14 protein-coding genes are annotated in these 22,316 nt (G+C 71.3%); 4 read left to right on the top strand and 10 right to left on the bottom strand.

Features of this window, described 5'->3' with window-relative positions:
* The first annotated feature begins 84 nt into the window (after positions 1-84).
* Entirely contained in the window at positions 85-738 is a 654-nt protein-coding gene (locus ACT3CF_RS07690) for a hypothetical protein (RefSeq protein WP_478421663.1), read from the top strand.
* 9 nt (positions 739-747) lie between these two features.
* Here ACT3CF_RS07690 and ACT3CF_RS07685 read toward each other — a convergent pair whose 3' ends face one another.
* The 9 genes from ACT3CF_RS07685 to ACT3CF_RS07645 form a co-directional block, all read right to left on the bottom strand.
* On the bottom strand, positions 748-1,515 hold the full coding sequence (locus tag ACT3CF_RS07685; protein WP_478421662.1) for a hypothetical protein: 768 nt from the start codon (positions 1,513-1,515) through the stop codon (positions 748-750).
* Positions 1,512-1,703, bottom strand: coding sequence for a hypothetical protein (locus tag ACT3CF_RS07680; protein ID WP_478421661.1), 192 nt, complete (start codon positions 1,701-1,703; stop codon positions 1,512-1,514). Before ACT3CF_RS07680 ends, ACT3CF_RS07685 begins: the two co-directional genes overlap by 4 nt.
* A gap of 86 nt (positions 1,704-1,789) precedes the next feature.
* The gene (locus ACT3CF_RS07675; protein ID WP_478421660.1) at positions 1,790-3,460 is read right to left on the bottom strand and encodes an FAD-binding dehydrogenase; all 1,671 of its coding nucleotides are present in this window, start codon (positions 3,458-3,460) and stop codon (positions 1,790-1,792) included.
* Positions 3,457-5,181 carry an AMP-binding protein gene (locus ACT3CF_RS07670; protein ID WP_478421659.1) on the bottom strand — a complete coding sequence of 575 codons (1,725 nt, stop codon included), beginning with the start codon at positions 5,179-5,181 and terminating at the stop codon, positions 3,457-3,459. Before ACT3CF_RS07670 ends, ACT3CF_RS07675 begins: the two co-directional genes overlap by 4 nt.
* Entirely contained in the window at positions 5,178-6,464 is a 1,287-nt protein-coding gene (locus ACT3CF_RS07665) for an acetyl-CoA C-acetyltransferase (protein ID WP_478421658.1), read from the bottom strand. Before ACT3CF_RS07665 ends, ACT3CF_RS07670 begins: the two co-directional genes overlap by 4 nt.
* Complete coding sequence (locus ACT3CF_RS07660) at positions 6,457-7,374, bottom strand: MaoC/PaaZ C-terminal domain-containing protein (protein WP_478421657.1); 918 nt, start codon at positions 7,372-7,374, stop codon at positions 6,457-6,459. The genes ACT3CF_RS07665 and ACT3CF_RS07660 overlap by 8 nt, the downstream gene beginning before the upstream one ends.
* Positions 7,371-8,699: a 3-oxoacyl-ACP reductase gene (locus ACT3CF_RS07655; protein ID WP_478421656.1), complete on the bottom strand. Its 1,329-nt coding sequence runs from the start codon at positions 8,697-8,699 to the stop codon at positions 7,371-7,373. The genes ACT3CF_RS07660 and ACT3CF_RS07655 overlap by 4 nt, the downstream gene beginning before the upstream one ends.
* Positions 8,699-11,200: an acyl-CoA dehydrogenase gene (locus tag ACT3CF_RS07650; RefSeq protein WP_478421655.1), complete on the bottom strand. Its 2,502-nt coding sequence runs from the start codon at positions 11,198-11,200 to the stop codon at positions 8,699-8,701. Before ACT3CF_RS07650 ends, ACT3CF_RS07655 begins: the two co-directional genes overlap by 1 nt.
* Positions 11,201-11,303: 103 nt before the next feature.
* Positions 11,304-13,928, bottom strand: a complete 2,625-nt coding sequence (locus tag ACT3CF_RS07645) for a cation-translocating P-type ATPase (protein ID WP_478421654.1) — start codon at positions 13,926-13,928, stop codon at positions 11,304-11,306.
* A 187-nt stretch (positions 13,929-14,115) separates the two neighbouring features.
* Between ACT3CF_RS07645 and ACT3CF_RS07640 the strand changes: the two genes are divergently transcribed.
* From ACT3CF_RS07640 to ACT3CF_RS07630, 3 genes are all read left to right on the top strand, one after another.
* Positions 14,116-15,735, top strand: coding sequence for a DUF885 family protein (locus ACT3CF_RS07640; protein ID WP_478421653.1), 1,620 nt, complete (start codon positions 14,116-14,118; stop codon positions 15,733-15,735).
* Complete coding sequence (locus ACT3CF_RS07635; RefSeq protein ID WP_478421652.1) at positions 15,732-17,390, top strand: DUF5597 domain-containing protein; 1,659 nt, start codon at positions 15,732-15,734, stop codon at positions 17,388-17,390. The genes ACT3CF_RS07640 and ACT3CF_RS07635 overlap by 4 nt, the downstream gene beginning before the upstream one ends.
* 154 nt (positions 17,391-17,544) lie before the next feature.
* Complete coding sequence (locus tag ACT3CF_RS07630) at positions 17,545-20,448, top strand: TonB-dependent receptor domain-containing protein (RefSeq protein ID WP_478421651.1); 2,904 nt, start codon at positions 17,545-17,547, stop codon at positions 20,446-20,448.
* A gap of 127 nt (positions 20,449-20,575) precedes the next feature.
* Here the strand turns inward: ACT3CF_RS07630 and acpA are convergent, their stop codons facing one another.
* Positions 20,576-22,276, bottom strand: a complete 1,701-nt coding sequence (acpA, locus tag ACT3CF_RS07625) for an acid phosphatase (RefSeq protein ID WP_478421650.1) — start codon at positions 22,274-22,276, stop codon at positions 20,576-20,578.
* Positions 22,277-22,316 lie beyond the last annotated feature (40 nt).

Genomic DNA, 22,316 nt, shown 5'->3' with positions numbered 1-22,316 from the left:
GCTCATATCGCTGGCAGATCGGCCCCGTAGGCGCCAGCGGCTGAGAGACCGCGCGCTCCCGCTTACGTCGGCCGGAGACCTGGCTTGACCGTATCTGACCCGCTCGTTCCACCGCCCGGTGCCCGGCCGCTCGCCCCCGCCCTCGCTCTGGTGCGCTCCGGCCGTGCCTTGCCGGCCCCGGCCGACGATGCCGATGCGCTGGTCGCGATCCGCCATGCGACGCTCGAACGCGGCACGCTGCGCTTTGCCGAATGGGCGGCGGGGATCGACGGGCCGTTGCCGTCCGCCTTCGCGGCGATGCCTGCGCTGCGTCCGCTGGTGATCGCCAACGGCCTTCGCGAGCTCGACCGGTTCCTCAATCACCTGCTCGATGCGCTTGCCATGCGCCAGGGGCGGCCCGCGCCGCCCGAACGATTGTCGACCTCGGCCCGGCTCGCGGTGCTGCGCGCGCCGCTCGGCGTGCCGCCCGCCGACGAGGCGCGGCTGCGCGCGCTCGGGCGCACGCGCGACTGCCTGTTCTTCTGCGCGGGCGTCGTCCGTCGCGGCGATCTGCGCGGCGGGCGCAGCATGACGATCGGCTGGCCCGTGTCCGGCGACCCCGCGGGGCGGCTCGCGCGCGTACCGGTGGGGCAGACGATCCGCGTCGCGCGCGCCGAAATCGAAAGCGTGTGCCGCTTCTATCGCCGGATCGGCAACGCGCTGCTCGCCGCCGACGCGCGCGCTGCCTCGGTCGCCTGACGCGCGCGATCAGCCGCCCGCGCCGTCGGCGCTGGCCTCGTCGCGCGGCATGTCGACCGCCTCGAACACCTCCAGCGCGACGTTGATGAAGTTGCGCGCCTCAAGCTGGATCAGCGGGATCGGCGCATGGTCGCCCTCGATCCGTTCGACCCGGTCGGCGCTCACGCGCACCAGGAACCGGTCGCACCGGCTCAGCACCAGCATCGTGATCGCGCGATTGTCGTCGAGCGCGATATTCTCGACGATCCCCTCATAGGCGACATGCGCGCCGTCATGCTCCAGCGTGGTGACGACATAGGCGATGATGAAGCTGTTCGCCGGCCGCGCCAGGTCGACCCAGCGCTTCAGCCAGCCGAAGGTCGCGGTCTCGCGCAGGTCGCGCACCCGGCGCCATCCGCTCGCCCACCAGGTGATCGCGCCGACGATGATCGCGGGCAGCAACAGCGAGACGAACCACGACAGGAACGCCCAGTCGCCCGGCATCCGCCCCGCATGGCCGCCGGTCAGGATGACGCGATAGACATTGGGATCGAACGACAGCCGCCAGCACGCGCCGCTCCACCGGCACAGGCTCGCCTGCACCGCGAACAGCGCCGAAAGCACGATATGGCCGACCAGCGCGCCAAAGACGATGACGATCAGGCTAAAGGTCGATCCCGGCTTTTCGGGCGCCTGCGAGATCAGTTCGGATCGCTCGCCCGCGCGCAGCCCTGCCCATACGCCCAGACCCGGCGCGATCAGCAGCAGCGCCAGGAACAGGGTATAGCTGAAACTCACCGGATGCCGGTCTGGCCGTTCTCCGTCCGGCGCTCGCCGCCGGCCGCCGCGCCCGCACCGAAGGTCGCGCCGCGCACGATGAACTTGCCGTCCTCGAACCGCGCCGAATCCTTCGCCGCCTTCCAGCTCCCGAAGCGGCTATAGACCGCGTTGGCGGTTTCGATCGACCTGGCGGTGTTGACGCGCATCCTGACCTCCGCTCCCGACAATAGGGTGCCGGGGGACAACTGGCAACCGGGCGGGGCGATCCCGCCCGGCGCCTGCCGCCGATCGGTCAGCCGCGCGCCGCCGCGCGTCCGGCCGCCCGCCCGCTGAACAGGCATCCGCCCAGAAACGTGCCCTCCAGCGCGCGATAGCCGTGCATCCCGCCGCCGCCGAACCCCGCCGCCTCGCCCGCGGCGAACAGCCCCGGCACGGCGTTGCCGCCCGCGCGCTGGACGCAGCCGTCGAGATCGGTCTCGAGCCCGCCCAGCGTCTTGCGCGTCAGGATGTTCAGCCGCACCGCGATCAGCGGCCCGTTGGCGCGGTCGAGCAGCGGGCGCGGCGGCGCCGTGCGCGCCAGCTTCTCGGCACGGCTCAGCCGGGCGTTGCGGATGCCCATCAACTGGAAATCCTTCGAGAAACGGTTGCCCAGCTCGCGATCGCGCGCCTCGATCGCGTCGCGCATCGCCGCGCGGTCGAACGCCACGCCGTCGGCGATCCCCGCCATCCCCTCCATCAGCGTGTTAAGGTCGTCGGCGACGACGAAATCGGCGCCGTGGCGCTTGAACGCCTCGACCGGCTCGGGCGCGCTGCGCCCCAGCGCGCGGCTGAAGAAGATCCGGCGCCAGTCGCGGCTGGTCAGGTCGGGATTCTGCTCGGACCCCGACAGCGCGAACTCCTTGCGGATGATCGACTGGTTGAGCACGAACCAGCTATGCGGATGCCCGCCCTGCATCAGGTGGTTGAGCGTCCCCAGCGTGTCATAGCCGGGGTAGAAGGGCGCCGGCAGCCGCTGCCCGCGCGAATCGAACCACATCGACGACGGCCCCGGCAGGATGCGGATGCCGTGGTCGGGCCAGATCGGCCGCCAGTTGCGCAGCCCCTCGACATAATGCCACATCCGGTCGGGGTGGATCAGCCGCGCGCCCGCCGCCTCGGCGATGCCGATCATGCGCCCGTCGACATGCGCGGGGACGCCGCGCACCATGAAGGCGGGGGGCGTGCCCAGCCGCTGCGGCCAGTTGCGGCGCACCAGGTCCAGGTCGCCGCCGATCCCGCCCGACGCGACGATGACGTGGCGCGCGCGCAGGCTGAAACCGCCCACCGCGTCGCGGTTGCTCGGCGCGCCATGTTCGGCGTCGGACGGCGCGAGCACGGTGCCCGATGCGCCCGTCACCACGCCGCCCTCGGTCTCCAGCGCGTCGACGCGGTGCCGCCACAGGAAGCGCAGCCGTCCGTCGCGCTCGGCCTGGCGCGCGCGCGCCGCGAACGGGGCGACGACGCCCGGACCCGCGCCCCAGGCAATGTGAAAGCGCGGCACCGAATTGCCGTGCCCGTCGGCGCGCCCGTCGCCGCGTTCGGCCCAGCCGACGATCGGCATCACCTTCACGCCGTTGCGGCGCAGCCATTCGCGCTTCTCGGTCGCGGCAAAGCGGACATAGGCCTCGGCCCAGCGGCGCGGCCAGTGATCCTCGGGCCGGTCGAACCCGGCGGTTCCCATCCAGTCCTGCCAGGCGAGCGCATGGCTGTCGCGGATGCCCAGCCGGCGCTGCTCGGGGCTGTCGACCAGGAACAGCCCGCCCAGCGACCAGAAGGCCTGGCCGCCGATATTGCATTCGGGCTCCTGGTCGATGACGATCACCGACGCGCCGCTCGCCACCGCCTCGCCCGCGGCGACCAGCCCCGCGAGCCCCGCGCCGATCACGATCACATCGGCGTCCGTCCCCCCCATGCCTGCCATCATCGCACCTCCCTGCGCAGAATCTTGCCCACGTTCGATTTGGGAAGCGGCGTATCGCGCAGCTCGACGATCGCCGGGATCTTGTATCCGGTCAGCCGTTCGCGGCACCAGGCGCGCACCGCGTCGGGCGTCAGCGCGGGGTGCGCGGGGTGGATCACCGCGCGGATGCGCTCGCCCTTGACCGGGTCGGCGACGCCCACCACCGCCACTTCGGCGACGTGCGGGTGCGCGGCGATCACCGCCTCGATCTCGGCGGGATAGACGTTGAACCCCGACACCAGGATCATGTCCTTGATCCGGTCGACGATGCGCACCTCGCCGTCGGCGTCCATCACGCCGACATCGCCCGTCGCCAGCCAGCCGTCGGGCGACAGGATGCGCGCGGTCTCCTCGGGCTGGCGCCAATAGCCCGCCATCACCTGCGGCCCGCGCACGCACAGCTCGCCCGGCTCGCCGATCGCGGCCCAGCTCCCGTCGTCGCGGCGCATCCGCACCTCGGTCGACGGGACGGGCAGCCCCACCGCGCCGTTGTGCCCCATCACCTCGGGCGCGTCGAAATCGACCGGGCGGATGCACACCACCGGCGAGCATTCGGTCAGGCCGTAACCCTCGACCAGCGGCTTGCCCGTCATCGCCTCCCATTGCGCGGCGACGTCGGCATGCGTCGCCATGCCGCCCGCGATCGTCAGCTTGAGCGCCGAAAAGTCGCGGTTGCGGAACGCCTCGTCCTGCAACAGGCTGGCGAACAGCGTGTTGACCCCCGCAAACCCCGCGAACCGTTCGTTGCGCAGGATCCAGCGCACGCGCTTGGTGTCGCGCGGATTGGCGATCAGCACGTTGCGCCCGCCGATCCCGCTGAACATCAGCAGGTTCGCCGTCAGCGAGAAGATGTGATAGAGCGGCAGCAGCGTGACGTTGGTCAGCACCTCGGTATCGTCGATCTGCGACATCACCCAGGCGCGCCCCTGCAGCACATTGGCGACGACGTTGCGGTGCGTCAGCATCGCCCCCTTGGCGATCCCCGACGTGCCGCCGGTATATTGCAGGAACGCCAGGTCGCTCTGCGCGATCGCGACGCGGCGATAGGGCAGGCGGCGCGCGCGCGCCATCATCCGGCGCCAGCGCACCATGCCCTTTTCGGGAAAGCGCGGCGGCGCCTGTCCGGCCAGCCGCATCGTCAGCGCCAGCGCCCGGCCCTTCAGCGCGCCCAGCATGTCGCCCATGCCGGTCACCACCGCATGTTCGACCGCGGTTTCGTCGCGGATCGCGGCAAAGGTGGCGGCGAACAGGTCCATCACCACCAGCACGCGCGCGCCGCTGTCTTTTAGCTGGTGCGCCAGTTCGCGCGCGGTGTAGAGCGGGTTGACGTTGACGACCACCGCGCCCGCGAACAGCGTGCCGAACAGCGCCACCGGATATTGCAGGCAGTTGGGCATCATCAGCGCGACGCGGTCGCCCTTGGCGATGCCGATCGCCTGCAACCAGCCGGCAAAGGCGCGCGCGCCGCGCAGCACCTCGCCATAGGTGCGGCCGGTGCCCAGGCTGACAAAGCCCTCGCGGTCGGCATAGCGCGTCGCGTCGCGCTCGAACATGTCGGCCATGCTGCCCGCCGCGTCGAGCTGGTCGTCGATCGTGGCGGGCACCCCCGGCCGGTAATGGCGGGTCCAGAAGCGGTCGGACCGGAGCCGGTCCGCATCGCGTTGCGAAACCGGCTCCCGGGTCATTTCTCGACCACCGCCACGACGCCCTGGCCCCCCGCGGCGCAGATCGAGATCAATCCGCGTCCGCCGCCCTTGCGGTCGATCATGCTGGCCAGGCTCGCCAGGATGCGCCCGCCGGTCGCGGCAAAGGGATGGCCCGCCGCCAGCGAGCTGCCATGGACGTTCAGCCGCGCCCGGTCGATCGCCCCCGGCGGCGCCGCGCGCTTCAGCCGGTCGCGCGCGAAACCGGGATCTTCCCACGCCTTCAGCGTGCACAGCACCTGCGCCGCGAACGCCTCGTGCAGCTCATAAAAGTCGAAATCCTGGAGCGTCAGCCCCAGCTTGTCGAGCATCCGCGGCACGGCATAGGCGGGCGCCATCAACAGCCCCTCGTCGCCGCTCGCGAAATCGACCGCCGCCGTCTCGCCCGCGCGCAGATAGGCCAGCACGGGCAGCCCGCGCGCCTTTGCCCATTCCTCGCTCGCCAGCAGCACCACCGCCGCGCCGTCGGTCAGCGGCGTCGAATTGCCGGCGGTCAGCGTGCCGTGCTCGCGGTCGAACACGGGCTTCAGCTTGGCCAGCTTCTCGATGCTGCTGTCGGGGCGCAGGTTGTTGTCGCGCGTCAGCCCGCGGAACGGCGTGACCAGCGTGTCGAAATCGCCGCGGTCATAGGCGGCGGCCATGTTGCGATGGCTCGCCACCGCCAGCGCGTCCTGCTCGGCGCGGCCGATGCCCCAGCGCTTCGCCATCGCCTCGCAATGCTCGCCCATCGACAGGCCGGTGCGCGGCTCGGCGTTGCGCGGCAGTTCGGGGCGCACCAGCATCCCCGGGCGAATGCCCGCCAGCGCCTTCAGCCGGCCGCCCAGCGACCGCGCGCGGTTGGCGGCGAGCAGCGCGTGGCGAAAGCCTTCGTTGATCGCGATGGGCGGGTCCGACGTGGTGTCGACGCCGCCGGCGATGCCCGCGTCGATCTGGCCCAGCGCGATCTTGTTGGCGACCAGAATCGCCGCCTCCAGCCCGGTGCCGCACGCCTGTTGCAGGTCATAGGCGGGGGTTTCGGGCGATAGGCTGGTCGAAAGCACCGCCTCGCGCGTCAGGTTGATGTCGCGCGAATGTTTCAGCACGGCGCCCGCCGCGACCTCGCCCAGCCGCTCGCCGGCCAGGCCGAACTGGTCGACCAGCGCCTGCAACGCGGCGGTGAGCATCGCCTGGTTCGAAACCTCGGCGTAGGCGGTGTTCGATCGGGCAAAGGGAATGCGCTTGCCGCCGACGATCGCGACGCGGCGGGGGGCGCTGGCACTAAGCATGGTCGGCCTCTCGGAACGAGGAAGGGGAGGTGCCGGGCGCGATCCGGCCCAGCAGGTGCAGCCGCTCGCCGCCGGGGGCGGTCACGGCGAAATCGGTGGCGCCCTGCTCGACGCGCGCCGTCAGCGCGACGCGGCCGGGCAGCAGGATCGGCGCGCGGAACGCGACGTCGATCGTCAGCGCGTCCGGCCCGCCCGGCAGCAACAGCCCGGCGAGCGCGCGGCCCTTGGTCCACATGCCGTGCGCGATCGGGCGCGGAAAGCCGAACAGCCGCGCGCCCAGCCACGACATGTGGATCGGGTTGCGGTCGCCCGAAAGCCGCGCATAGTCGCGGGCGACGCTGCGCGGGACGGCGATGGCGCAGACGGGGGTCATCCGCGCGGGGTCGCCCGGCGGCGCGGCGACCGCGGGGCCGCGCTGGTCGTGGACGCCCAGCCGCAGATAGGTGCTCTCGCTCGCCCACACGACCGCGCCGTCGCGTACGCCGCTCGCCTCGATCGTGAACGCCTGGCCGCGCGGATGCTTGCGCCATCCGCCCGCGCGCACGCCCAGGTCGATGCGGTCGCCCGCCGCCAGCGGCGCGTGCTGGACGATGCGGTTGGCGATATGGACCAGCCCGGCGAGCGGATAGGGAAAGCCGCGCGCCATCATCAGCCGCAGGTGCAGCGGAAAGGCGATCAGATGGGCAAAGGCGGGCGGCACCCCCTGTTCGGGAATATAGCCGCACAGCGTGCGATAGGCCGCCACCGCGTCGGCGTCGATCGCCACGTCGCGCCGCACCAGCAGCGCGTCGGGCAGCCGCGGCAGCGCGGGCGTGCGCCGGCCCAGCGTGGCGAGCCCCGCCAGCAGCACGCGCGCGGGGGAGGGGGCGCTTGCCGCCGCGCCGCGGCTCAGGTCCGCCGCCGCGATCATGCGCCCAGCAGGCTCTGGCCGCACACGCGCACGACCTGCCCGGAAATGCCGCCGCTGCCGCGATCGGCGAGCCAGGCGATCGTCTCGGCGACGTCCTCGGGCTGGCCGCCCTGGCCCATCGCGTTCATCCGCCGGCCCGCCTCGCGGATCATGAACGGGATCGCGGCGGTCATCTGCGTCTCGATAAAGCCGGGGGCGACCGCGTTGGCGGTGATCCCCTGACCGGCCAGTTGCGCGGCAAGGTGGCCGATCCATCCGATCACGCCCGCCTTCGACTGGGCATAGTTGGTCTGGCCCAGATTGCCGGCGATGCCGCTCAGCGACGATACCGCGACGATCCGGCCGCCGCCGCGGATCTGGCCGCCCGCGATCAGCGCGTCGGTGATCCGCATCGGCGCGCCCAGGTTGACGTTCATCACCGCGTTCCAGCGCTCGGCATCCATCCGCGCGATCGTCTTGTCGCGCGTGATCCCGGCATTGTGGACGACGACGTCATAGCCGCCGCGCGTTGCGGCGTCGGCGGCGATCCGCGCGGGCGCATCGGGGGCGGTGATGTCGATCGCGATCGCGCTGCCGTTCAGCCGCTTCGCCTGCTCGGTCAGCGCCGCCTCGGCGGCGGGGACGTCGAGCGCGATGACATGGTCGCCGCCGCGCGCGAAGGTCTCGGCGATCGCCGCGCCGATCCCGCGCGACGCGCCCGTCACCAGCACGCGCCGCGCCGCGCCGTTGGCCGCCGCGCCCGCTGCGGGGGCGGGGCCGACGCGCACCACCTGGCCCGAGACATAGGCCGAGCGCCCCGAAAGCAGGAACGCCAGCGTGCTCGTCAGCGCGGGCTCGCCCTGCGCGGGGACATGGACCAGTTGCACCGCGATCGCGCGGCGCACTTCCTTTGCGAGCGATCGGGTCAGCCCTTCCAGCCCGCGCCACACCGCCGCCGCCTCGCCGTCGGGCGCCTCGGCCGGGTCGGTGCCGAACACCAGGATGCGACCGTTGGGGCGCACCGACCGCACCCGCGCGTGCAGGATGGCGTGGAGCATCGCGGTGTCGGCGATGCGGTCGAGCCCGGTCGCGTCGACGATCAGCGCGTCGATCGGCTCGGCGGTCTCGCCGCCGGGCAGGTCGTTGCCCACCGTCACCATGCCCAGTGCCGTCACCTCGCGCGCCAGCCGGTCGGCCAGCCGCCCCGCACCGGCGGCGGCGATCAGCACCTGGTGCGTCATCCGCGCGGGATCGCGGTCGATCGGCACCGGCTGGGGCAGGCCCAGCGCGCCGGTCAGCCAGTGGCCGACGCCCGAATTGGCAAAGGCAAGGTAACGGTCGTTCATTATTCAGCAGCCTCCGGAAGCGCCGCGCCCTGCTGCGCGTGCGCATGACGTTGGCGGATTCCCTCCGCCAGCGCAAAATCGGGTGGGAAATCGTCGACCTGGATCGCCAGGTTGGCGTGATGGGCAAAGTCCGCGATCGTCGCGCGCTCGCTCGCGTCGATCAGCCCCGCCGCCTCGGCGGCGGCGGCCCAGCCGTCGAGCTGGCGGAAATCCTGCGGCAGCCGCGCGATCCGGCCCGCGCGGATCGCGTCGCGCAGCCGCCGCTCGATCGCGGCGACGGCGGGATAGCGGTCGAACGCGACGTGCGTGGCGGCGATGGCGTCGACTTCCATCCGCGGCGTCCAGCTTCCGGCGAGCAGCCGGTCGCGCGCGCCGCCATGCGTCTGGACGAGCTGCGCGACCGCGGCTTCCAGCCGGTCGTCGGGGCCGTGCGCCTGCCCGCCCAGCGGGCGGACGAGCAGGCGCAGCGCCAGCGCCGCGGCGCGGCTCGGATGGTTGGCGATCACCGCGCGCAGCGCCTCGTCGGCGCGGGCGATCGCGTCGCGCGCCGCCCATTCGGCCAGCGGCAGGTCGGCGGCGGGCCGGCCCTCGTCCTCGAACCGCTTGAGCACCGCCGACAGGATGAAAAGCTGCGACAGCATGTCGCCCAGCCGCCCCGTCACCGTCTCGCGCCGCTTCAGCGTGCCGCCCAGCGTCGCCATCGAAATGTCGCTCGCCAGCGCGAGCGCGGTCGAAAGCCGCGTCGCCGCGCGATAATGCCGCGCCATCGCCCCCGCCGCGCCGCGCGGGCCGGGGGTCATCGCCGCGAACGGCGTCGCGAACCACAGCGCGCGCGCGGCGTTGCGCGCCAGAAAGCCGAAATAGCCGAACAGCGCGCGGTCGAACGCGACCAGCGCCGCGCGTCCCTCGCCCTCGGCCGATCGCATCAGCGTCAGGATATAGGGGTGGCACCGGATCGCGCCCTGGCCGAAGATGATCAGCGTGCGCGTCATGATGTTCGCGCCCTCGACGGTGATCGCGATCGGGATCTGCTGATAGGCGCGGGCAAGGAAATTGCCCGGTCCCATGCAGATGCCCTTGCCGCCGATCAGGTCCATGCCGTCGTTGACGACGATCCGCGCGCGCTCGGTGACGTGGTATTTGGCGATCGCCGAGACGACCGACGGCTTCTCGCCCTGGTCGAGCCCGGCCGCGGCGAGCCGCCGCGTCGCGTCGATCGCGTAAAGGTGCCCGGCCATCCGCGCCAGCGGCTGCTGGACGCCTTCGAAATTGCCGATCGGCACGTTGAACTGGCGCCGGATCGCGGCATAGGCGCTCACGCTGCCCACCGCGAGCTTCGACATGCCGACATTCGACGACGGCAGCGAGATCGCGCGGCCCGCGGCCAGGCATTCCATCAGCATCCGCCAGCCATTGCCCACCTGCTCGCGGCCGCCGATCACCATGTCGATCGGCACGAACACGTCTTCGCCCGAGGTCGGGCCGTTCTGGAACACGGCGTTGAGCGGCCAGTGGCGCCGGCCGATGTTCACCCCCGGATGGTCGCGCGGGATCAGCGCACAGGTGATGCCCAGGTCCTCGGCGCCGCCCAGCAGCCCCTCGGGATCGCGCACGCGGAACGCCAGCCCCAGCACCGTCGCGATCGGCGCCAGCGTGATATAGCGCTTGTTCCAGGTGACGCGGAAGCCCAGCGTCTCGCGCCCCTGCCATGTGCCGCGGCACACCACGCCGGTGTCGGTGATCGACGCCGCGTCGGACCCGGCATAGGGGCTCGTCAGCGCAAAGCACGGGATTTCCTCGCCGCGCGCCAGCCGGGGCAGATAATGGTTCTTCTGCGCCTCGGTGCCGTAATGGAGCAGCAGCTCGGCCGGCCCCAGCGAGTTGGGCACCATCACCGAAACCGCCGCCGCCGAACAGCGCGTCGACAGCTTCTGGATCACCTGGCTGTGCGCATAGGCCGAAAAGCCCAGGCCGCCATATTGCCGCGGGATGATCATCCCCAGAAAGCCCTTCTCGCGGGCATAGGCCCAGGCGGCGGGGGGCAGGTCCTGCCACACCGCGGTGCTTTCCCAGTCGCTGGCCAGGTCGCACAGCCGCTCGGTCTCGACCTCGAGGAACCGCTCCTCCTCGGGGGTCAGCGCGGGGGCGGGGGTGGCCAGCAGCCGCTGCCAGTCGGGGCGCCCGCCGAACAGCTCGGCATCCCACCACACCGTGCCCGCGTCGATCGCGGCCTGTTCGGTGGCGCTCATCCGCGGCATGATCCGCGCAAAGACGCGCCGCAACGGGCGGGAGATCAGCCCGCGCCGCACCGGGCGCACCGCGATCACCGCCACCGGCACCAGCAATGCCGCCAGCACGCCCGCCACGGGCATCCCGATCAGCGCCAGGCCGACGCCCGCCGCCACCCACAGCGCCAGCGCCGCCAGCCACAACCACGCCGCCGCCTGCACAAAGGCCAGGCCGAACCCGCCGACGACCAGCGCCGCGATCCAGAAAGGCATGACATTCTCTCCAGCCGTTTAAATTGACATTGATGTCAATGTAAGCGGAAGTCAACCGCTTTTGACGGGGCTGGAGCGGGAAACGCGCCGTGCGGCCGATCGATCAGCCCGGCGCCGGCTTCTTCCCGCGCGGGCTTCCCGCCACCTTCTTCATCGCCTCGCACCCGATCAGCACCGCCGCGCCCGTCAGCGCGACGAGGGCCAGTTCGCCGGCGGCGAGCGGGGCAAAGCCCAGCACGTGCTGGACCGGCCGCACCGTCAGGATCAGCGCGGCGCCCGCGACGACGAAGGCGAGGACATAGCGAAAGGTGACGTTGTGCCGCAGCAATGCGTGGCGCAGCGACGTGCTGAACGAACGGTTGGCGAGCACCAGCGCCAGCGTCGCGGCGAGCAGCGCGAAGAAGCTCAGCGCGCGCAGCCGTTCGGGTGCGATCCCCGTCGCCATCCCGCCCAGATAGAGCGCGCCGAGCACCGCCAGCGCCAGCCCGCCCTGCATCACTCCGCGCACGATGCTCTCGATCGAGAACAGCCGTTCGGCCGGCGGTCGCGGCGGGCGCTGCATCAGCCGGTGCTCCTCGCGCTCGGCCTCGAACACCAGCGCACAGACCGGGTCGATCACCATCTCGAGCAGCGCGATCTGGAGCGGCCCCAGCAGCACGGGCATCCCCAGCAACAGCGGCAGGATCGCCAGCCCCGCGATCGGCACATGCACCGCAAAGATGAACCCCAGCGCCTTGCGGATATTGTCATAGATGCGCCGCCCGGTGCGGATCGCGCCGACGATCGCGGTGAAATCGTCCTCCACCAGCACCAGGTCGGCGGCCTCGCGCGCGACGTCGGTGCCGCGGCGGCCCATCGCGATGCCGATATGCGCGGCCTTCAGCGCGGGGGCGTCGTTGACGCCGTCGCCGGTCATCGCGACGACCTCGCCCGCGGCCTTCAGCGTGGTGACGATGCGCAGCTTCTGCTCGGGCATCGTGCGGGCAAACACCGACACGTCGCGCACCCGCGCCGCCAGCGCCGCGTCGGACAGTGCGGCCGCTTCGTCCCCGGTCATCAGCGCGCCGTCGGCGATGCCCGCCTGGTCGGCGATCGCACGCGCGGTCGCGGCATGGTCGCCGGTGATCATCACCACGCGGATTCCCGCCGAGCGGCATTGCGCGACCGCATCCGGAACGCCGGGGCGCAACGGGTCGAGCAGCCCGGTCAGCCCCAGCAGGCGAAAGGCATAGCGGTCGTGCGCGGCGGTTGCGGCGTCGGCGGCGGCCTCGGGCGCGGCGTCGGCGGTGGCGACGCCCAGCACGCGCATGCCCTGTGCCGCCATCGTCCGCGCCGCCGCATCGAACGCGGCGCGTTCGGCGCCGTCGAGCCGGCACAGCCGCGCGATCGCCTCGGGCGCGCCCTTGGTCGCGACGCGCAGGCTGCCGTCGGCGGCATCGCCTGCCCACAGGTTCGACATGGCGAGCAGGTCGGCGCGCAGCGCGTGGCTCGCCACCAGCCCGTCGGCGGCGGGGACGGCAAAGCCCGCGCGCTGCGCCGCGGCGTGAAACGCGATTTCCATCGGGTCGATCGGCACCGGCGCGCACGCCAGCGCGGCGGTGGCGAGCAGCGTGCGATGGCGTTCGGCGGCGCCGTCCGCGTCGATCGCCGCGTGCCCGGCATCGGGTTGCCACATCGCCGCCACGGTCATCCGGTTCTGCGTCAGCGTGCCGGTCTTGTCGGTGCACAGCACCGTCGCCGCGCCCATCGTCTCGATCGCGGCGGTCCGCCGCGTCAGCACGCCGCCCTTGGCGATCCGCCACGCGCCCATCGCGAGGAAGATGGTGAGCACCACCGGAAACTCCTCGGGCAGCAGCGACATCGCGATCGCGATCCCCGCCAGCAGCGCGTCGAGCCAGTGGCTGCGCGTCAGCCCATAGAGCAGCACCACCGCCAGTGCGACGCCGATCCCGCCGGCCGCGCACCATGCGACGATCCGCGCGGTTTCCTGCTGCAGCCGCGGCGCGCTCGTCTCCAGCGTCGCGAGCGAGCGGCCGATCGCGCCGATCCGGCTGCGCGGCCCGGTTGCCGTCACCTGCGCCAGCCCGCTGCCGCGCGTCACCACCGATCCCGAAAACACCTGCGGCAGGTCGTCGCCGCCGGGCGCGGCGTCGTCGGCATCGCCGGGCTGCGCGGCGCGCTTGCGCACCGGCACCGATTCGCCGGTGAGCAGCGATTCGTCGGCCTCCAGCCCCTGTGCCTCGATCAGCCGCGCGTCCGCCGCCACCCGGTCGCCCTGGTCGAGCAGGATCAGGTCGCCCGCCACCACCTCGCGTCCCGGCACGCGCACCGTCGCGCCGTCGCGGATCACCAGCGCGCGCGGCGCCGACAGGTCGCGCAGCGCTTCGAGCACATGCTCGGTGCGCGTCTCCTGGACGATCGTGATCGCGATCGACAGGCTGGCAAAGGCCAGCAGGATCGCGGCCTCGCCATGGTCGCCCAGCACGAAATAGATGCCGCCCGCGGCCAGCAGCATCGCCAGCATCGGCTCGGTCAGCACCTCCAGCGCGATTCGCCACGGCGTCCGCCGCTTGCCGCGCGGCAGTTCGTTCGGCCCGTCGGCGGCCAGCCGCGCCGTGGCCTCGGCCTCGCTCAGTCCCTGCGGCCCCCGTTGCCCCTGCGGCCCGTGCAACCCCTGTGGTTCCCGCGGCGCGGCGCCGCTTGCGGTGCGTGTCTGCTCGATCGCCATGCCGTCCTTTTTCGCCCTCCGGTGCCTGCGCGGGGCATCCGTAACATGGCGGGGGCATCGCGAACCTGACGAAAACGGCCGCCATCGGTCATTCGCGCTTGATCGTCGGTTTATATCGTATACGCTGCACTGCGACATAAGATTGCAACAATGGGGCGCGGAACGCACGATGTGGCAGGCGGCTTTGATGTTCGGTGCAGCGATCGTTGCGCCCCAGGCGGGGCCGGTCGGCCAGACCAACCTGGCGCGTTTCTTCGCCGAATGGCGTGAGGTTGCCGCGCCCGAGGTCACGCGTGGCGTTCCCGATTTCACGCCCGCCGCGATCGAGCGCAAGCGCGGCGACCTTGCGCGGATGCGGACGCGGTTCCGCGCGCTCGACCGGTCGGGCTGGACGCGCGCGATGCACATCGACGCGCGGCTGATCGAGGCGGAGATGAACGGCCTCGACTTCGATCTCAACGTGCTGCGGCCGTTCGCGCGCGATCCGGGCTTCTATGCCAATGTCTGGGCGGAAATGAGCGACGTGCCCGATCATGAAGGCACCACCGCGCCCGCGATCGACCTGTTCCGCTATCGCTTCCCGCTGTCGCGCGACGACGCCGCGACGCTGACGCGCCGGCTCGCGGCGGTTCCCGCGCTGCTCGAACAGGCGCGGTCGAACCTCAAGGACGGCAATGCGCGCGACCTGTGGCGCTATGCCGGCCGCGCGCTCCAGGGCCAGGTCGACACGCTCGCCGCGCTCGAGGCGGGGACGCTGCGGCTCCACACGCTCGAAGGCGATCCGACCGCCTCTCTTGCGGGGGCGCCGGGGTCGCTGCGCCGCGCGGTGCGCGATGCGCGCGTCGCGACCGAGGCGTTCCGCGACTGGGTGGCGGCGCAGGCGCCGTCGAAAACCGGCCCGTCGGGCGTCGGCAAGGCGCAATATGACTGGTACGAGGCGAACGTCCACCTCGTCCCCTATGGCTGGGATCAGCAGGTGGCGCTGCTCCGGCGCGAGCTCGACCGCGCGATCACCGGGCTGCGGCTCGAGGAGCTGCGCAACCGCGACCTGCCGCCGCTCGTCGCGCGCGACGATCCCGCCGCCTATCGCGCCTGGTCGCAGCAACGGCTGACGCGGCTCGGCGATTTCCTCGTCTCGCTGCGGCTGATGGACGATCGCCCCGCCTATCGCGCGGCGCTCCAGGCGCGGCTGCTCGATTATACCGCGCCCGACCGGCGCGACTTTTTCGGGCACGGCGCGGCGCTCGATCCGATGCCGCTCTATTCGCACTTCTACCACTGGGTCGAACTGATGCGCCGGCGCGAACAGCCGCATCCCGATCCGGTGCGCGCCGCGGCGCCGCTGTTCAACATGTACGACGCGCGGTCGGAGGGGTTCGCCACCGCGCTCGAGGAGCTGGCGATGCACGCCGGCCTCTACGACGATCTGCCGCGCGGGCGCGAGATCGTCTATATCATGCTCGCCAACCGCGCCGCGCGCGGGCTCGCCTCGCTGCATGTCCAGGCGAACGAATGGGATCTCGAACAGGCGGGGCGCTTCCATGCGCGCTGGACGCCGCGCGGCTGGTCCGATCCGGCGAGCCCGCTCGTCGGTTTCGAACAGCTCCTCTACCTGCGCCAGCCGGGCTATGGCACCAGCTATATCGTCGGCAAGCTTCAGTTCGACCATCTCGTCGCGCGGCTGTCCGAACGCGCCGATCGCGCGGGGCAGGGGCTCGACATGCGCGACGTGTTCGCGCGCTTCCTCGATGCGGGCGTGATCCCGACCGCGCTGATCGAGGACGAGCTGCTGGGGGACCAGCCGTGATCGCTGCCCGCCGCCCCGGCCGCCTCCGCCGCCTGGCAGTCGCCGCCGCCGCGCTGCTCCCGCTCGTCGCCGCCGCCATGCCCGCCGCGGCGCGCGGCGCCCCCGATCGCGCGCCCGCGCCGGCGGCCGACCGCGCGGCTGCCGATCTGCCGCGGCTGGTCTCGCGCGACGGGCGGCACATGCTGCTCGTCGACGGCAAGCCCTTCTTCATCCTCGCCGCGCAGCTCCACAACAGCAGCGCCTGGCCCGCGACGCTCGACCGCGCCTGGGCGGCGGCCGAGGCGCTCGCGCCCAACACGATCGAGGCGCCGGTCTATTGGGAACAGTTCGAGCCCGAACCCGGCCGCTACGACACCGCCAATCTCGACGCGCTGATCGCGCGTGCGCGGGCGACCGGCAAGCGGCTGGCGATCCTGTGGTTCGGCACCTGGAAGAACGGCCAGATGCACTATGTCCCGCGCTGGATGAAGACCGATCCGGTCACCTATCCGCGCATGACCGATCCGCGCGGCGAGCCGATCGACGTGATGTCGCCGCACGCCCCCGCCACGCTCGCGGCGGACCGGCGTGCCTTCGCCGCGCTGCTCGCGCATCTCCGGAAGGTCGACGGCGCGCGCCACACCGTCATCCTCGTCCAGGTCGAGAACGAGCCCGGCTCGATCGGTTCGGTGCGCGATTTCGGCCCGGCGGCGCAGGCCGCGTTCGCCGCGCCGGTGCCCGCCGACCTCGTCGCGCGGCTGGGGCGGCGGCCGGGAAGCTGGCGCGAGGTGTTCGGCGCCGACGCCGACGAGGCGTTCGCCGCCTATGCCACCGCGCGCTACATCGACGCGGTCGCCGCGGCGGGCAAGGCGGTCTACCCGCTCCCGATCTACGTCAACACCTGGCTGCGTTATAAGGACAAGCGCAACCCGGGGTTCGATTATCCCAGCGGCGGCGCGGTGTGGACGATGCTCGATCTCTGGCGCGCGGCCAGCCCGTCGGTCGATTTCATCGGCACCGATCTCTATGCCGACGATGCGGGCGAATTCGCCAAGGTGATCGGCCAATATGCCCGGCGCGACAATCCCGCCTGGGTGTCCGAAACGGGGTTCAATCCGCGCACGGCGCCGTTCCTCTATTATGTCCTCGCGCATGGCGGGATCGGCTTTTCGGTGTTCGGCATCGACAATCCGCCCTCGCCCGAACAGGATGCCGCGGTCGCCGCGCACCGCGCCAATTTCGCCGCGCTCGACCCGATCCGCGCGCTGATCGGCCAGGCGGCGTTCGACGGCCGCCTCTTCGCCGCGGTCGAATCGCCGGGCCGCGCCAAGCAGTCGCTCGATCTGGGACAGGGGTGGCGCGCCAACATCGCCTTCGGCCCGCCCGCCTGGGGCGACACGCCCGCGATCCTCGCCAACTCGCCCGCCCAGTCGGGGCGCGCGATGGTGATCCGCCTGCCCGACGACAGCCTGTTGCTCACCGGCATCGACGCGCGGATCGAGCTCGAACGCACCGCAGTCGACGGCCGCCACGGCCAGCTCCTGCGCGTCGAGGAGGGCGACTATGTCGACGGCCAGTGGCGTCCGCGCCGCTGGCTCAACGGCGACGAGACCGATTACGGCATCAATTTCCACGGGTCGGCGCAAATGGTCCGCGTCGAACTCGGCAGCTATTGACCCCCGGGTCGCACCGGCAGAATAGTACAGGGTCGTCTGGGTACGAATTGTAACAAAACAGAACAAGAGTGAATTAAAACAAGAACAAGATAAAAAGAAACGATCGCAGGACACCGAAGGAGGAACAGGAAAAAACAACCACAAGGGGGTTGAAATGAATATCCGTCGTTACTTCGTTTCGCGGCGCGGCTTGCGTGCCGGCACGGGGCTGTTCGCCCTTGCGCTGGCGGGCGGCCTCGCTTCCGGCGCCAGCGCCCAGTCGGTTCCCGCCGCGGCGCCCGAACCCGGCGAAACCGCCGCGCAGGGTGAGGCGATCGTCGTCACCGGCTCGCGCATCCGCCGCGATCCGCTCGATCAGGCCGCGCCCGTCACCGGCGTCGAACAGGCCGACATCGCGCGCACCGGCCTGTCCTCGATCGCCGACGTGCTTCAGCGGCTGCCCGGCAGCGCGGGCGGCCTCAACTCGCGCTTCAACCGTTCGGGCAACAACGGCAATCCGCCCGACGGCGGCGGCGTCGGCGCGGGCTCGGCCGAAATCGACCTGCGCTATCTGTCGAGCCGCCGCACGCTGGTGCTCGTCGACGGGCTGCGCTTCATCAACGGCAGCGCCGCCAGCGGCATCCCGGGCGCGGTCGACCTCAACGCGATTCCCGAAGCGATGATCGACCGGGTCGAGGTGCTGCGCGACGGCGCGTCGACCACCTATGGCTCCGACGCGATCGCGGGCGTGGTCAACATCATCACCAAGAAGCGCCAGAACGGCTTCCTCGCCACGGCGCAGGTCGGCGCCTATGAACAGGGCGACGGCGTCACCCAGAATTATCAGTTGAGCTGGGGCACCGAAAGCAAGGACAGCGGCACCTCGATCGTCATCGGCGGCAATTACATCAAGCAGGACAGCGTGTTCGCGGGCGACCGCGCGCATTATGCCTATCCCACGCCGGGGCAGACCGCGTGCGACAGCAATTGCAGCTCGGCGAGCGCCAACGGCCGCTTCATCATTTCCAACCCGCTCAACGGCGATCCGCTCAACCTGACGCTCAAGGCGCCGGTCGCGGGGCGGCCGGTGTTCGATCCGCTCGATCCCACCGGCGCGGGCAGCTCGTTCAAGGCGTTCACCAACGCCGATCGCTACAATTTCCGCCCGGCCAACTATCTGGTCACGCCCTATCAGCGTTACGGCGGCTTCCTCACCTTCCGTCAGCGCATCGCCGACAACGTCAACTTCAACGCCAAGGTCGTGCTCAACCGGCGCACGTCGGACAACCAGGCGGCGCCGCTGCCGCTGTTCGTCGGTCCCGACGCGGGCAACGGCAACCTGCTCGACACGATCTCGATCGACGCGACCAACCCCTACAACCCGTTCGGGGTGACGCTCAGCGCGGGCGGCAACGGCACGCCGGCCAACTACAACTATATCGCGCGCCGCTTCCTCGAAATCGGCCCGCGCCATTTCTCGCAGACGGTCGACACCTTCTACATGACCGGCGGCTTCGACGGTCAGCTCCAGATCGGCGGCGGCACCTGGTACTGGGACACGACGCTGATCTATGCGGAAAACCACGCCAAGCAGTCGATGAACCGCAACGTCCATGCGGGCAATCTGGCGACGGCGCTGGGGCCGGTGTCGCAATGCACCGGCGCGTGCGTGCCGTTCAACATCTTCGGCGGCAACGGCTCGATCACGCCCGCGATGATCGACTATGTCACCTTCATCCAGCGCGACCGCTCCGAACAGTCGATGGTCGACGCGACCTTCAACCTGTCGGGCAACCTGTTCCAGTTGCCGGGCGGGCCGCTCGGCACCGCGTTCGGCTATGAATATCGCCGCAATTCGGGCTCGTTCGATCCCGATCCCATCGTCGCGGCGGGGCTCGGCTCGGACATTCCGGCGCAGCCGTCAAAGGGCCGGTTCGACGTGCACGAGGTCTATGGCGAGCTCAACGCGCCGCTGCTGCGCAACGTGCCGTTCTTCTCGCTGCTCGAGGCGTCGTTCGCGGCGCGCTATTCCAGCTATTCGACCAGCGGCAGCAAGACGACGCTCAAGGCCGGGCTCAGCTGGAAGCCGGTCGACGACCTGCGGCTGCGCGGCACCTGGGCCCAGGGCTTCCGCGCGCCCAGCATCGGCGAGCTGTTCGGCGCGCCGTCGCGCTTCGACGGCAGCGTCCAGGATCCGTGCTCGGACTTCCGCAACTCGGGCGTGTCGAACACCGTGATCCAGAACTGCATCGCCCAGGGCGTTCCGGCGAACGGCAGCTATGTCCAGTCGAACGGCCAGATCGGCATCCTCACCGGCGGCAACCGCAACCTCAAGCCCGAAACCTCGACGAGCTGGGTCGTGGGTGGTGTCTACAGCCCGTCCTGGGCGACCAACACCGGCTGGGCGCGCGCGCTGACGCTCGAGGCGGACTATTACACGATCAAGGTCGACGACGCGATCGCCTCGATCGACGCGCAGGTGCTGCTCGCCAACTGCACCCAGCGCGCCGACCCGATCGCCTGCGCCGCGATCCCGCGCACCGCGTCGGGGACGATCACGCGGATCAACGGCGTTCTTCAGAACATCGCGTCGATCAAGAGCGAGGGGGTCGACATCATCCTCTCCTATCGCAGCCCCGATGTCGCGGGCGGCACGATCGGCGTGACCTGGTCGAGCAACATCCTGCTCGAATATGCCACCACGCTGCCCTCGGCGACGGGGCCGACGACGATCAGCGAAAAGGGGCTCGAACGCGGGTCGCAAGCCTATCCGCGCTACAAGGGCAACATCGTGCTCGACTGGTCGAACGATCGCTTCCACGCGGCGGTGACCGGCCGCTTCGTCAGCAAGGTGACCGAACCCGGCTATAACGATCACGTGATGGGCAACACCTTCTACACCGACCTCCAGCTCGGCTGGACGCCGCCGGTGTGGAACGAACGCTTCACGCTGACGCTCGGCGTGAACAACCTGTTCGCACGCCAGGCGCCCGATTGCCTCAGCTGCGGCGGGTTCGATCCCACCACCTACGACATGCCCGATCGCTTCGGCTATGTCCGGCTGGCGGCGCGCTTCTGACGGTGCGCTGATCGGGGCCTGATCCCGGTCTGACCGGCCAGGCCCCCCGGCGCCGCGCTTCGGACCCGCGACCCGAAGCGCGGCGCCATCGCCGTCGCTCAAGCCGCGGGTGCCGCCCGCCCGCCGATCAGGGCGCCAGCGCGGCGGTCAGGTCGCCCGGCGGCGGTCCGCCCGCGGCGATCATCGCCTGCTCGCGCGCGATCAGTCCGGGCAGCGGCTCCAGCCCGAACCGGCGCGTCAGGAACCGCGCGATCGACCCGGTGTCGTACACGCTGTGGTCGACATGGCCGCGCCGGGCATGGGGCGACACGATCACCGCGGGGATGCGCGTGCCCGGGCCCCAGCGGTCGCCCTTGGGCGGCGCGACATGGTCCCACCAGCCGCCATTCTCGTCAAAGGTGATGACGACCAGCATCCGCTCCCATTGCGGGCTGCGGCGCAGCGCGTCGACGACGACCGCGATGTGCTGGTCGCCCGCCTCGACGTCCGAATAGCCCGCATGCATGTTCAGGTTGCCCTGCGGCTTGTAGAAGCTGACGGCGGGCAGCCGCCCGGCGGCGACGTCGGCCAGGAAATGGTTGGTGCGCGGCGTCTCGCCCTCGCCCGCGTCGCGCAGGTGCGCCGCGCGCGCGGGCGTGCCGGGGGCGTATTGCGCGAAATAGTTGAACGGCTGATGGTGCGGCTGGAAATTGGGGCGGCTGGGAAAGCCGTCGTCATTGGCATGGCCGGCCAGCGCGGCGCCCCAGCCGCCGGCATACCAGGCCCAGTCGACGCCCTTGGCCGACAGCCGGTCGCCGATCGTCGCGTGGTGCTGCGGCACCATCGTCTTGGCGTCGCTCCAGTCGGCATAGCCCGGCCGGTCGGGATCGAGCTGATAGGTGGGGGCATAGGGCGGCAGCATCGTGTTGACCGACCAGAAATCGGGGGTCAGCGAACTCGGCACGAACTGCGGCGGCCCGTCGATCGCGCTGGCGGGCGATCCGGGCTTCAGCTTCAGCCGGATGCCCCTGGGGTCGTCGCCCTCGACCTGCGCGATGCGGCCGCGCGCGGGGCTCTTGTCGGCATCGGGGTAATAGGGCGGCTGCGCGGCGATCAGATACTGGTGGTTCAGGTACGATCCGCCGAAAGCGCCCATGAAGAAATTGTCGCACAGCGTGAATTCGCGCGCGATCTGCCACAGCCGCAGCTTGGCCGACGTCTCGCCATAATGCCCCATCACCAGCGCGCCGCTGTCGCCCCAGGCGACGAAGCCGTCGTTGCGGCCGCCGTTGATCTGGAGCTGGTTCTGGTAAAAGGCGTGGATCAGGTCGCGCGTCACCACGCCGTGCGGCAACGGGTCGCCCTCGGGCGTCGCGAGCGCGAACGGCGCGTTGGGCAGCGGCGGCAGGTCGTCGGGGCCGATCTTGTACCGGCGATGCTCGACGACCTGCGCGTCGGGCACCATTCCCTCCCAGATCCGGGGCAGCGTCTTCAGCGGGGTGCCGTCGCGGTCGCGCTGCGCCGCGCGGGCGGGGCTCACGCGCGACAGCGGCTCGGCCAGCCCGGGAAAGCCGGCGAACAGGTTGTTGAAGCTGCGGTTCTCGGCATAGATCACCACCACCGTGTCGATCCGGTCGATCCGGGCGTCGCGCGGCCCGGTCGGCGCGGCCGGCGCGGCCGCTGCGGTCGGCGCGGCGGCGGCGGGGCCGCTCGCCGCTGCCGCCAGCCCGGCCAGCCCGATCGCGCCCAGCAGCGCGCGGCGGTCGGGACGCTCGATCGCGTCATCCGCCCGCGTCGCCGCCGGTTCGGCTGCCGGGTTGGTCCTGGTGTCGTCGTTCGTGCCCGCCATCGCGCTGTCTCCCCGCGCGCCACCGGTCGCGGCGCGCCCG

The sequence above is a fragment of the Sphingomonas chlorellae genome (assembly GCF_056485145.1).
This window is presented reverse-complemented; position numbering and strand designations above follow the sequence as displayed.